The organism is Mycobacterium sp. MFM001 (genome assembly GCF_003402475.1).
GTDB lineage: Bacteria > Actinomycetota > Actinomycetes > Mycobacteriales > Mycobacteriaceae > Mycobacterium.
The window spans coordinates 579,990-593,413 of record NZ_BFAB01000001.1 but is presented as its reverse complement, the minus strand read 5'-3'; the positions used below and the strand labels follow the sequence as shown (position 1 = coordinate 593,413).

The 13,424-nt window shown below is 67.5% G+C and carries 10 protein-coding genes; 2 read left to right on the top strand and 8 right to left on the bottom strand.

The window, feature by feature from the left end; genetic code table 11:
* Positions 1-192: 192 nt before the first annotated feature.
* From MFM001_RS02890 to glf, 8 genes are all read right to left on the bottom strand, one after another.
* Positions 193-1,212 (bottom strand): cutinase family protein, encoded by a 1,020-nt coding sequence (locus MFM001_RS02890; RefSeq protein WP_116373307.1) that lies wholly within the window; start codon positions 1,210-1,212, stop codon positions 193-195.
* A gap of 126 nt (positions 1,213-1,338) precedes the next feature.
* Entirely contained in the window at positions 1,339-2,220 is an 882-nt protein-coding gene (locus MFM001_RS02885) for an alpha/beta hydrolase-fold protein (RefSeq protein WP_116373305.1), read from the bottom strand.
* Positions 2,221-2,422: 202 nt separating this feature from the next.
* Positions 2,423-3,598, bottom strand: coding sequence for an esterase family protein (locus MFM001_RS02875; protein ID WP_192886827.1), 1,176 nt, complete (start codon positions 3,596-3,598; stop codon positions 2,423-2,425).
* A gap of 383 nt (positions 3,599-3,981) precedes the next feature.
* Entirely contained in the window at positions 3,982-5,958 is a 1,977-nt protein-coding gene (gene zomB, locus MFM001_RS02870) for a flagellar motor control protein ZomB (protein ID WP_304481764.1), read from the bottom strand.
* Positions 5,945-6,859, bottom strand: a complete 915-nt coding sequence (locus MFM001_RS02865) for a decaprenyl-phosphate phosphoribosyltransferase (RefSeq protein WP_116373613.1) — start codon at positions 6,857-6,859, stop codon at positions 5,945-5,947. Before MFM001_RS02865 ends, zomB begins: the two co-directional genes overlap by 14 nt.
* On the bottom strand, positions 6,852-7,385 hold the full coding sequence (locus MFM001_RS02860; RefSeq protein WP_116373303.1) for a phosphatase PAP2 family protein: 534 nt from the start codon (positions 7,383-7,385) through the stop codon (positions 6,852-6,854). The genes MFM001_RS02865 and MFM001_RS02860 overlap by 8 nt, the downstream gene beginning before the upstream one ends.
* Positions 7,378-9,261, bottom strand: a complete 1,884-nt coding sequence (locus tag MFM001_RS02855) for a glycosyltransferase (RefSeq protein WP_116373301.1) — start codon at positions 9,259-9,261, stop codon at positions 7,378-7,380. Before MFM001_RS02855 ends, MFM001_RS02860 begins: the two co-directional genes overlap by 8 nt.
* Entirely contained in the window at positions 9,254-10,459 is a 1,206-nt protein-coding gene (gene glf, locus MFM001_RS02850; RefSeq protein ID WP_116373611.1) for a UDP-galactopyranose mutase, read from the bottom strand. Before glf ends, MFM001_RS02855 begins: the two co-directional genes overlap by 8 nt.
* Positions 10,460-10,716: 257 nt before the next feature.
* Between glf and MFM001_RS02845 the strand changes: the two genes are divergently transcribed.
* Entirely contained in the window at positions 10,717-11,649 is a 933-nt protein-coding gene (locus MFM001_RS02845) for a hypothetical protein (protein ID WP_192886826.1), read from the top strand.
* Between the two features lie 161 nt (positions 11,650-11,810).
* Positions 11,811-13,421 (top strand): N-acetylmuramoyl-L-alanine amidase, encoded by a 1,611-nt coding sequence (locus MFM001_RS02840; protein ID WP_116373610.1) that lies wholly within the window; start codon positions 11,811-11,813, stop codon positions 13,419-13,421.
* The last annotated feature ends 3 nt before the right edge of the window (positions 13,422-13,424 follow it).

The following is a 13,424-nucleotide window of genomic DNA, read 5'->3' as shown; positions in this document are numbered from 1 at the left end:
CCTAAACCTCACAGATCGTACAGAAGCGCGCGCGAAAACCGGCACTGCATCGACCCGACGGGCCAACCACAGCTGTTCTTATTTTTTTCTTAATGTTAAGGGCCGGTGCGCCGCGGACCAAATCAGAACGGACGGCTTGACGGAACCGTTATTGTCCGGCTCCTCCTCGGCCGCATCGTCGCCGGACGACCGTTACCCGTGCTTGGGATGCGGCGCGTTCTCGATCAGGCCGCGGGCCCAATTCAGCGTCCACTCGGTGGCCGACTGACCGTCCAGACTCCAGAACTGGGTGGTGGCATACAGCGCGTGCACCGGCTGCCCGGCGCCGCCGGCGAGGGTGTCGAGCGTGGTGGGCAGGTTGGTGATGCTGAACGCTTCCTGCGGCGCGGCGCAGATCAGGTCGCCCTGCCCGCAGATCTCGTTGGTCCGGTTGTTGAGGTCGCCGAACCCGCCGGGCCGCTTGCCGGTCATCGTCAAACCCATGGTCGAGAGCACCGGCACCTCATGCAGGGTGATCTCGGCGCCCTGTCCCGGCGGGTTGGGACCGATGTCCTGACCGACGCCTTCTTGGCGGCGGCCGTCGGCGATCAACGTCACACCGAGTACCAGGTCCTCGTCGACCGGCCCGCGGCCGTTGCCGATGTCGCTGGCGATGTCGCCGGCGATCACCGCGCCCTGCGAGAAACCGATCAGCACGTAGCTGGTCAGCGGGCACTTGGTGTTCATGTCGGTCAGCGCCTTGACCGCGGCCTGGGTGCCCTCGGCGCGACTGGCGTTGTAAGACATCTGGTTGTCGCCGGACAGCGGATTGTGGAACTGCGCGGTGTAGGGAACCGTGTACGTCTCGACCCGACTGCTGTCGAACTGCTCGCTGATCGGCCGGGTCACGTTGAGCAGCAACGCTTTCGGAAAGTCGACGGGGTTGAGCGGGTTGTCCTGCAGCGACGACTCCCACGTGCCGGGCACGGACAGCAGTTGCACGTCGGGGCAGCTGGCGTCTTGGAACGCCGGCCGCGGTTTGTGGGGGCGGGCCGAGCTGCTGGTCGGCGGCACGATGCTGGGCGGCACCGCGCTGGGCGGAGTTTCCGGCTGACGCAGGTATGCCACCACGAACACCAGGACCAGCGCCACGACCATGGCGACCGAGGCGGCCGCGACCAACGCCAGAATGCGGCGGCGTTTGCGCTGGGAATTAGCAGCCTTTTTAGCCATGTCTCCTGCTAGCAGAGTTGTCGACGGGACGGCCGACGCCGCACCTTGCACATCATGTGCCGTGCAGCGCCCGTCGAACCCTGCTTCACGGTACCGGTTGCCGGCACCGTCCCCTGCGGGCGATCGCTAGCGGATGGCGCCGACGATGTCGCCGGACATTGCGCCCAACTCCGGGCCCCACGATCCCCAGCCGTTGTCGCCGCCCGGGAACTCGAAGTGCCCGTTGTGGCCGCCGACGTTGCGGTACTGCTGGTAGAAGAAATGGCCGCTGCCGGTTGCCTCGGCCTCCTGGCCGATCATCGCCGCCGGGTCGCTCGCGCCGCCGGTGGGGTTGACCACCCAGACCCGGGTGTTGTTGGCCGCCAGCATCCCGGCGTGAACGTACGGGTCGTGCCACTTCCACCGGCCCAATTGCGCTGCGCCCCACATGCCTTGGGTGTCCACGCCGCCGAACTGCGCCATGCCGGCGGTGATGGCGCCGTTCTCGGTGGTGTTCGACGGGTACAGGAAGCCTGACAGCGAACCGGCGAAGCCGAAGCGATCCGGGTGGAAGCAAGCCAGCGCCATGGCCCCGTATCCGCCCTGCGACGCGCCGACGACGGCGTGGCCGCCGGGCGCCAGGCCTTTGTTGGCGGCCAGCCAGTCCGGCAGCTCACTGGACAGGAACGTCTCCCACTGCTTGCTGCCGTCCTGCTCCCAGTTGGTGTACATGCTGAAGGCGCCGCCCGCCGGCGCGGCCACCGAGATGCCCTTACCGGCCAGTGTGTTCATCGCGTTGCCCGCGGTCACCCAGTTGCTGACGTCCGGGCCCGCGTTGAAGGGGTCGAGTAGATAGACCGCGTGCGGACCGCCGGCCAGGAAGGCCACCGGGATGTCGCGGCCCATCGCCGCCGACGGCACCATCAGGGTCTCGTAGCCGGCCGCGTGGGCGGGTCGGCTGACGCCACCTAACCCGACTGCCAGCACGGCAGCGCACAGTACCCGCAGCAGCAACGACACGCCCCTCATGTCCACCTCACTCGGTATCGATTCGCCATCCCCCGCACCCGCGCCCCGGAACGTAGTGAACCACACCGGACGCGACGGAAGGGGTGGAAACGACTAACGGCGGCGACCTGTAGAAGGTCGCCGCCGCCAGTCGTTGGTGCTTGTGGCCTAGTGGCGATCGCAAGCGCGGCGCAGCCGGGCGCAGCGGGTCGCCACCATCAACCTAGTGGCCCCCGCCTTGGGCGGCAGCCGGGGTGCCCTGGCTACCCGGGCTGGCCGGAGCGGCCGGCGCCGCCGGGGTGCCCTGGCTGACCGGGGTGCCCTGGCTGCCCTGGGTGGCCGGCGTGGTCTGGCTGGCCGGGTTGTTCTGGGCAGCAGCCGGGCTGCTCTGGGCGGCCTCGCCGCCACCGCCGGGCGTGGCGCCCAGCGTCCGCTGCAGGTCCGGCTTCATGGCGTTCAGCTGCTGACCCCAGTACTCCCAGCTGTGCGTGCCGCTCTCCGGGAAGTTGAACACCGCGTTGTGACCGCCGGCCGCGTTGTAGGCGTCCTGGAACTTGATGTTGCTGGTCCGCACGAAGCCCTCGAGGAACTTCGCGGGCAGGTTGTCGCCACCGAGCTCGGACGGCTTGCCGTTACCGCAGTAGATCCACAGGCGGGTGCCGTTGGCGACGGTCTTGCCGACGTTCAGCAGCGGGTCGTTGCGCTGCCAGGCCGGGTCGTCCTTCGGACCCCACATGTCAGCGGCCTTGTAGCCACCGGCGTCACCCATCGCCAGGTTGATCAGCGACGGGCCCATCCCCTGCGACGGGTCCATCAGGCCGGACATCGCGCCCGCGTAGATGAACTGGTCCGGGTGGTAGTTGGCCAGGTTCAGCGCCGACGCACCGGCCATCGACAGGCCGACCGCGGCGCCGCCGTTGGGCTTGACCTGCTTGTTGGCCTGCAGGTACTGCGGGAGCTCGCTGGTCAAGAAGGTCTCCCACTTGTAGGTCTGGCAGCCGGCCTTGCCGCAGGCGGGCTTGTACCAGTCGGTGTACCAGCTGGACTGGCCGCCGACCGGCATCACCATCGACAGACCCGACTGGTAGTACCACTCGAAGGCGGGGGTGTTGATGTCCCAGCCGTTGAAGTCGTCCTGGGCACGCAGACCGTCGAGCATGTAGATGGCCGGCGAGTTGGGGCCACCGCTTTGGAACTGCACCTTGATCTCGCGGCCCATGGCCGCCGACGGCACCTGCAGGTATTCGACCGGCAGACCTGGCCGGGAAAATGCCCCGGCGGTCGCGGATTCCCCGACGACGCCGATCAGCCCCGGCAGCAGGGCCGCTGCGGCGGCGCCTAACGCGAGGCGGCGCGGCATCCCCTTCGCCGCGCCACGAAACCTGTCAACAAGCTTCATCCGTGCTTTCCCATCCTTTGTTGGCCCAATCTTTCGGGTCGGACTGCGTGCGCTGCGTCCACGGGCCCGGCTCCGTTGCGGTTTGCATCGTCCCCGGGCTGGGCGCACCAGTGCCCGTGTAGTCAACCACATCTTGGTGCGAACTCTCTCATCGAGAGCCCCTCGACAGGCAGTGACCGTTCGCTGTTGTACCCCTGCGCACGGGCATCATCGGCGGTGAGCCGGTCCGGCTGTGAATATGCTCACGACTGGTTTCTCGCCGGTAAGCAGTCTCATCCGATGTTGCTGTCAGCACAGCGATGTCACGACGTCGGTGCGCGCGGCGGCGCGGCGAAAAATTTTCCGTCGATTTATTTGGCGGACGCCTAACTGCGGCGCCGACGCTACGGTCCCGACGCGGGCAGCCCGGTGTATGGCGTGCCGGTCGATTCGGGAATGTCCAGGCCGCACCGGATCAACTCGTACAGCGGAACCCGGTCGATGCGGTACTTGGTGAACTCATAGGAATGCAGCAGGTTCGAGACGAACCGGTGCGGTGTCATCGGGCTGCGCACCGAATTCAGCACTGCCTGGGTCGCCGGGCATTGCAGCGCCGCCTCGGCTTGGGCGACCCACTTGTCGTCGAGGTAGCCCGGCACACCGGGATACCACTTCACCCACGGGCCGTCGGCAATCACCCAGTCCGGGAACAGGTTTTTGTCGTGTCCGATCCGGCCGTGCTGCAGACGGGCCGTGTGCGCGGCCAACGGATTTGCCAATCCGATCTGGTCGAGCACCCTGATATCCAGGCCGACGTTCATCCCCAGCATGCCGAGGTTGGTGAAAAACACTGCGTGCGGGCCCTTTTGAGGCTTGTTCGGGTCCGGCGGCTGCTTCGGCGGGATCACTGGAACCAGGTCCCACTGGTTGTAGTTGCCCGACGGCAGCAACAGTGCCCCCTCCGGGGTGTTGTTGAGCGCCACCAGCACCGCGCGCATCCGCGGGTAGTCGAGATAGTCGGCGGCAGTGAGCGGATGAGCGTGCCCGGTGGCCTGCGCGTAGAACCGGCGCTCGTCGACGATCCCCGAGTAGGTGACCCGGGTGGCGTCGTCGCCCATGCCGGGCGAGTTCGCCGCCCACAGCGACCAGCCCGCCACCGCCAACCACAGCGCGGCGACCGCGCCCGCCAACCAGTAGCCGGTCTCCCGGGAAAACCGCGTGCCGTCGGGAAACACCACCGGAACCACGGCCACCGGTGTCAGCAAACAGACCAGCGGTACCAGCAAGACCCGGCCGTGCATGAAGTCGCCGCCCTGACGGGTCCAGTACAACCCCTGCAGCAGCCCGCTGACGATGATGAAAGCGACCGCCGCCGCGGGGCTTTGCACGGTGCGGGCCCACCGCCCGTAGCCACGAGGCGGGGTGTGTCGTATCCACCACGGCCGGGCCCGGGTGGTCATCAGCACCAGCCCCGCGGCCAGCAGCAACACCACCGGCACCCATAACGCGTAAGGCCGGTTGAAGTTCGCCAGGTAGAGCAGGCCCTGCGACCACTTGTCACCGGCGGCGTCCTTGGCCAGCGCGGTGCCGGGAAACAGCAACGCGTAGTAGCCCATTCGGAAGATTTCGTAGCCCACCGGAAGCAGCCCGCCGGCCACCACGATCAGCAGCCGTTGCCGCCAGCCCCGCGCGGCGACCAGCATCATGATCAGCGCCAGCCCGCCGATCAGGGCCAGCTCCGGGCGGACCAGAACGCTGCATCCCGCGACAAACGCCAGCGCACCGATGAACACCCGGCCGGATGGACGTGTCCGCAGTGCCTGCGACCAGCAGACCATCATCCACCAGAGCAGCCCGAGATAGGCCAGCACCAAACCGCTTTCAAGGCCGGAGGTCGCGAAATCACGCGCCGGCGGCACGGCGATGTAGACCAGCGCGCCGGCCGGCAGCATGATCGCCCGTCGTCCCAGCAGGCTCGGCGCGTACAGCCGCCCGGTTCCCAGCATCAGCAGCACCACGCCTGCCACGCTGAGCATTAGCGCCAGCGCCAGCGCCACATACTCCAGGCGCATCGGCCCGGCCAGCCAGCTGCCCACATAGACCAGATAGGTCCACACCACCGAGGTGTTGGCCTCTACCCGCTCGCCCGCGTTGAACACCGGCCCGTTGCCCGCCAAGAGGTTTCGCACGGTGCGCAACACGATCAGGCCGTCGTCGGCGATCCAGCGCCGCTGCCAGGCACCCCAGCCGAACAACATGGCGATCACCGCGGCGCTGACCCACAGACTGACGCGCACGGTGACGTCGTACGGAAATGCCGCCCGCCCAACGGATACCGGCGCGGGCCGGCGGGACGATGCTGGGGCGTTAGCCGAACGCAACAGCAGCACCGAGCGTTCCTATCCATGCCAGAAACAGCAGCTGCAGCACCCGGTCGCGCAACGCGATGTCTTCGGGTTCGCCGGCCAGGCCGCCGTCCACGTCGACGGCGTACCGCAGTATCGCGATCGTGAACGGGATCATCGACACCGCGAACCAGGTGCCGGTGTAGCGATCGCGCTCGAACGCCCACAGCCCGTAGCACACCACCACCGCGGTGGCCGACATCGTCCAGACGAAGCGCAGATAGGTGCCCGTGTAACTTTCCAGCGATTTGCGGATCTTGGCGCCGGTGCGCTCGGCCAATTGCAGTTCCGCGTAACGCTTTCCGGCTCCCATGAACAGCGACGCGAATGCAATCCCCAGCAAAAACCATTGCGACAGATAGATATCGGCAGCCGCACCCCCGGCGATCGCGCGAATCAAATACGCGGACGAAAGGATGCAGATGTCGATCACCGCTTGGTGTTTGAGGCCGAAGCAGTACGCCAACTGCATGCCGATGTAGACGGCCATGACCACCGCCAGATTCGGGGTCAGCCACCAGGAGATGCCCAGCGACGCCACCCCGAGAACCGCAGCAATGACATAGGCCAGCCACTCGGGCACCACGCCGGCGGCGATCGGCCGGTACCGCTTGGTGGGGTGCTCGCGATCGGCTTCGGCGTCGCGCACGTCGTTGATCAGGTAAATCGACGAAGCGGCCAGGCAGAACACCAGGAACGCGACGGCCTCCTTGCCCAGTACGTCGACGTAGTCGTAGCGGACGTCGGTGCCCCAAGCGGCCAAGGGCGCGGCCAGCACCAGTATGTTTTTCACCCATTGCCGGGGACGGATCGCCTTGACGATGCCGACGATCAGGTTTGCCGGAGGTCCGGTCACCGGCACCACGTCCTCACTCATCGGCACCTCCGATCTGGCTGTCCACCCGCACCGCGACGGCGGCGACAGCCGCACCCACGCCCACGCCGACGGCCACGTCGCTGGGATAGTGCACCCCCAGCAGCATCCGCGACAGCGCCATCGGCGGCACCAGCAGGGTCGGCAGCGGCGTCCCGGTGACCCGCGCCAGCAGGATGGCCGCCGCCGTGGTCGAGGTGGCATGCGCCGACGGGAAGCTCAGCCGGCTCGGGGTGCCGACGTTCACCGCGACGGCCGGATGACGGGGCCGTTCCCGCCGCGCCAGCCGTTTGATCAGCACCGCCGCCGCGTGCGCGGTGAACGCCCCGGCCCCGACCAGCAGCCAGGCCCGCCAGCGCTGCGGCTGCAGCAGCGCGCCCAGAGCCGAGACCCCCAGCCAGCCGAGGCTGTGCTCACCGAAGTAAGACAAGCCCCGCGCCGCGGCCAGCATCCCCGGCCGGTTGGACAGTGCGGATTGGATCGCCACCAGCGCGGCCAGTTCACCACGCGGCGCGGCAGTTTCAGCCATTGTCTTCTGAGGACAGCAGGACGGTTTCCCACTTCTGCTTGCTCGAGAGCACCGGCAGCGCCTCGCGATAGATCCGGCGCATCTCGTCGAACCGGCTGGCCAGTTGGCGCTGGCGGCGCAGCGACTGGTACAGCAGCGAGAACATCTTGGACCGGTCGCGCTGCCGATACACCACCCCGCGACCGTCGGCGGTGGTGACGGTGGCGCCGTCGAGCGTGCATAGCTTGAACCAGCGGGCGTCCTGGGTCGGCACATTCAGTTGGGGGCGTTGGTGATGCGCCGGATCGGCCTTGGTCGCGTTGTGCAGGATCCCGCGGGCCAGTCGGTAGCCGATGGCCAGCGGGTTGACCGGCGGTTTCATCTGCCGGTTGCGCTGCGAGGGCGCGGGCAACTGGTCGGCCCCCGGCAACACGACGGCGTCGGGGTATTGCTTGCGGATCCGGTGCACCTCGGGCAGCGCGGATTCCAGGATCGAGAAGATGTGCTCCGGACCGGCCAGGAAGTCGTCGATGGCCTTGTTCTGAATCGCAACAGTCGAATACTCAAGGCAGGCAAGGTGTTTCAGGGTCGCCTTGAGATGACTGCGCAGCAGCCCAATGATGTCGCCGTCCCAGTGCATGGCGGCCACCACCAGCCGGTTGCGCAGATGGAAATAGGCCTGCCAGTCGATGGCGTCGTCCTTGTCGCTCCAGGCCATGTGCCAGATCGCGGCACCGGGCAGCGTCGCGGTCGGGTAGCCGCGCTCGGCGGCGCGCAGCCCGTAGTCGGCGTCGTCCCATTTGATGAACAGCGGCAGCGGCTGGCCCAGCTCCTCGGCCACCTGCCGCGGGATCATGCAGGTCCACCAGCCGTTGAAGTCGACGTCGATGCGACGGTGCAGCAGATTGCTGCGAGGGTTGTTGTCGCTCAACGGGAATTTGGCGAAGTCGTGGTCGTATTCGGCATGCGGCGCGGCGGTCCACATGAATACCGACCGGTCCACCACCTCGCCCATGATGTGCAGATGCGACGGCTCCTGCAGGTTGAGCATCTGACCGCCGACCAGCATCGGCCACTTGGCGAAGCGATGCAGCGCCAGCACCCGCAGAATCGAGTCCGGCTCGATCCGGATGTCGTCGTCCATGAACAGGATCTGTTGGCAGTCGGTGTTTTTCAGTGCCTCGTACATCACCCGGCTGTATCCGCCCGAACCGCCCAGGTTGGGCTGGTCGTGGATGGACAGCCGGTTACCCAGCGGCGCAGCCGCTTCGGCGAAGTTCGGGTGGTCGCGCACTTTCGTGGCGCCCTGGTCGGGAACGATCACCGCACCGATCACCTCGTCCACCAACGGATCCGAGGTCAGGTCGCGCAGCGCGTTGACACAGTCGCTGGGCCGGTTGAAGGTCGGGATACCGACCGCGATGTTGGCGACGCCCGGCGCCGGCACCGGGGCATACCAGCCCGCGCTGTCCAGCGTGACGTCGCTGTCGGTGGTGATGTCGAACCAGATCCACCCGCCGTCTTCGAAAGGCGCTAGGCCAACCTCTAATTCGACGACCTGAGCGCTGCCGGCGAAATTGCGGCCGTCGATGTAGATGCGCGCGCCGGTGGCCTTGGTGCGGTAGAGGTCGACACGTCCCGCCCCGGTCAATTCGGCGCGCAACACCACCGAGGTCAGCGTCGTCCAGCGCCGCCAGTAGCTGGCCGGGAACGCGTTGAAATAGGTCGCGAACGACACCTCGGATTCGGCGCCGATCTGCAGCGACGTCCGGGTTGTCGCGTGCGCACGACGGGCGTTGGTCGTCGACTCCTCCAAGTAGAGCTTGCGGACGTCGAGCGGCTCGCCGGGGCGGGGCAGGATCACGCGGGCCAGCAGGCTCGCAGCGGTTTCACTCATCCGCGGATGCTTTCGTCAACGGCACGCCCTCGCGCAGGTGCGGCGCGAGCACGTTGTCGTACATGTTCAGGGCGCTGGCGATGGCCATGTGCATGTCCAGATATTGATAAGTGCCCAGCCGGCCGCCGAACAACACCTTCGACGACTCGGTCTCGGCTTTGGCCCGGGTCCGATAGGCAGCCAACAGGGCCCGGTCGGCTTCGGTGTTGATCGGGTAGTACGGCTCGTCGTCGTCGTTGGCGAACCGCGAGTACTCGCGCATGATCACGGTCTTGTCGGTCGGGTAGGCGCGTTCGGGGTGGAAATGCCGGAACTCGTGGATGCGGGTGTACGCCGGATCCGGATCGTTGTAGTTCATCACCGGGGTGCCCTGGAAGTCGCCCGTCGGCAACACCTCGACCTCGAAATCCAGTGTGCGCCAACCCAAGTGGCCGTCGGCGTAGTCGAAGTAACGGTCCAGCGGCCCGGTGTAGACGACCGGCGCGTGGGGGCTGGCGGCACGGAGTTCGTCGCGCACGTCGAACCAGTCGGTGTCCAGGCGAACCTCGATGCGCTCGTCGGCGGCCATGTTCTTCAGCCACGCGGTGTAGCCGTCGACGGGCAGGCCCTCGTAGGTGTCGTTGAAGTAGCGGTTGTCGAAGGTGTAGCGCACCGGCAAGCGGGTGATCGTGGACGCCGGCAGCTCCTTGGGATCGGTCTGCCACTGCTTGGCGGTGTAGTTCTTGATGAACGCCTCATACAGCGGCCGGCCGATCAGCGAGATGGCCTTCTCCTCGAGGTTCTGCGCGTCCTCGGTCTTGATCTCGGCGGACTGCTCGGCGATCAGCGCGCGTGCCTCGTCCGGGCTGAAGTAGCGGCCGAAGAATTGCGAGACCATGCCCAGCCCCATCGGCATCGGGTAGGCCTGCCCGTCGTGCAGCGCGAACACCCGATGCTGGTAGCCGGTGAACTCGGTGAACTGCCGCACGTAGTCCCACACCCGCTTGTTGGAGGTGTGGAACAGGTGCGCACCGTATTTGTGCACCTCAATGCCGGTCTGCGGCTCGGGCTCGGAGTAGGCGTTACCGCCGATGTGCGGGCGCTTCTCGACGACCAGGACGCGCTTGTCGAGCTGGCTGGCCACGCGCTCAGCGATCGTCAGGCCGAAAAATCCAGAGCCGACGACGAAAAGGTCGAAACGTGCGGTCATCGGTTGCATAGGGTATCCGACCGCGCGGCCGCTGCCGGTTTGGCGAGGCGGTTGCACCCCCGTCGGCTGTGCCCGGATACCGGATACCAGCGTCAGGCGTGGCGGATGCATGGCCATGAGGTGACGAATGTCGCGATTCGTTCACGATTCAATATCGCCACACTAGTCACAGCAGTCACGCCAGTACCATCGATCACGTCGGCATCTTGCTGTGCTGCAGAGGCAGGACGACCGAGGACCGTATAGCCCAGATTGAGGAGACTTCCGTGCCGAACCGACGTCGACGCAGGCTCTCGACAGCCATGAGCGCAGTCGCCGCTCTGGCGGTCGCGAGTCCGTTTGCCTATGTCACTGTCAGCCAGTTGGCCGCCGACGCGACCGCAGCGCCCGAGCATCACGAGTTCGTCCGGGCCGCGGTGATGACGGACTTGCCCAACGAGCTGATGTCCGCCCTGACTCAGGGGCTGTCGCAGTTCGGGATCAACATGCCGCCGGTGCCCAGCCTGGCGGGTGGCGCGACGGCTTCGCCGGGTCTGACCAGCCCCGGGTTGACTTCGCCAGGGTTGACTTCGCCAGGGTTGACCTCGCCGGGCCTGACGACGCCTGGTGCCACGCCGGGGCTCACCACGCCTGGTTTGACGACGCCGGGTGCGACGCCGGGGCTTACCACGCCCGGTCTGACCACTCCGGGTGCGACCCCGGGTGCGACGCCTGGTCTGACGACGCCCGGTACGACGCCGGGGTTGACCGACCCGAGCTTGACCACCCCAGGCCTGACGGACCCCAGCCTGACCAACCCGGCCGGCGCTACCCCGGGACTGACCAGCCCCGCCGGCACTACCCCGGGACTGACCAGCCCGGCGGGTATCGACCCGTCGCTGATCAACCCGGGCGCGATGACCCCGGGCTACAGCCCCGGCGAGGTGCCGATCAGCACCCCGATCGGGTTGGACCCAGGCGCGGGCGGCACCTATCCGATCCTCGGTGACCCGTCGCTGGGCGCCGCGCCGGCGACCTCCGGCGGTAGCGGTGGGATCGTCAGCGACCTGATGGGCACCGCCAACCAGCTCGGCGCCAGCCAGGCGATCGACCTGCTCAAGGGCCTGGTGATGCCGTCGATCACCCAGGCGATTCAGGGTGGCGCCGCGGGGGCCGCTGCACCGGCCGCGGCGGCGGCGCCGGCGGTACCTGCCACCTGACCGGTATGTAGATCCTGCTACCCAACGGCACCGCAGAAGTGGGAGCTGGTTGATCCAGCGCCGAAACTCTGCGGTGCCGTTACCGGTGGTTTAACTTTGTCCCCAGTAGTACCGTGTCGCACCATAAGCAACATAGACCACATAAGTAACATCGCCTTGTGTTGCGCAGCCGTCGTCCGCCGACGATGTTGTTCACAGCCATCGCGGCGACCGTCGTCATCCTGCCCTGGGCGGCCACTGATCATCGGGATCAGCCGGCCAAGACCGGCGACACCCAACTGACCCAGCGGCCGCTGGTCGGCCTGGGCGGCGGTGAAACCATCCGCGAGATCAGCCAGCCCACACCGTTTTCCATGGTCGCGCTCACCGGTGGGGACCTGACCGGCACCTCGGCACGGGTGCGCGCCAAGCGCGCCGACGGCTCCTGGGGCCCCTGGCATGACGCCGAGGCACTCGAGACCGAGGGCTCCGATACAGCGTCGACTGTTCCGCGCGGCACCGAACCGGTATTCGTCGGAAAGACCACGACTGTGCAGTTCGCGGTCACCCGGCCCGCCGGCGCGCCGGTGACGTCCGCGCCGCCCGAGCGCACGCAGGCTGCGCTGGGCTACCGGCCTGCGACGGTCGAACATCCGTTGCCGCAGAACATTTCGGCGGTGCTGATCTCCCCGCCGGAGGCACCGGCCGACACCCAGTGGACGCCGCCGTCGGCGGTGCTCGCGCCGGGTCAGCCGCCCAACATCATCAGCCGCTCACAATGGGGAGCCGACGAGTCGATACGGTGCGGTAACACCTTGTACGACAACGCTGTTCGCGCGGCGGTGGTTCACCACACCGCGGAGAGCAACGACTACGAGCCGCAGGATTCGGCCGCGATCGTGCGGTCCATCTACGCCTACCACACCCAGACACTGGGCTGGTGCGACATCGCCTACAACGCGCTCGTCGACAAGTACGGCCAGGTGTTCGAGGGCCGGGCCGGCGGGATCAGCCGAGCGGTCGAGGGTTCGCACACCGGCGGATTCAACCGCGACACCTGGGGTGTGGCGATGATCGGAAACTTCGACGACGAGCCGCCGACCCCGATCCAGCTGCGCACGGTCGGCCGGTTGCTCGGCTGGCGGCTGGGGATCGACCACGTCGACCCGCACGGCACGGTGACGCTGACCTCGGCCGGCGGGCCCAACACCAACTTCCCTGCCGGCGCCACACCGACACTGCCGAACATTTTCAGTCACCGCGACGTCGGCGCCACCCTGTGCCCCGGCAACGTCGCGTATGCGCTGATGAGCGAAATCCGTGACATCGCAGCCCGATTCAACGACCCGCCCGGCCCGGAAGACTTGGCGGCGGCGCTGCAGGGCGGCGCGATCTACGACCGTTGGCAGGCGATGGGCGGGATGAAGAGTCCGCTGGGCGTGCCGACCTCACCGGAGGCCACCGCGGCCGGCTCGGCGCGCTACGCCACCTTCGACAAGGGCGCCATCTACTGGTCACCGGAGACCGGCGCCGAACCCGTCACCGGCGCGATCTACGCGGCCTGGGCCTCACTCGGCTACGAGCGCGGCGCTCTCGGCCTGCCGACCAGCGGGGAAATCCAGCAGCCGCAGTGGATTACGCAGAACTTCCAGCACGGCACGCTGAACTTCGACCGGGAGAGCGGCCACGTCACCCGCGTGATCGACGGCGTCGCACAGGAACTACCGCCGCCCGCGCCGGACGGGCCGCCAGTGCAGCTGGAGCGGTTCTCGCCCGTCCACCCTGCCGCCTAGGTC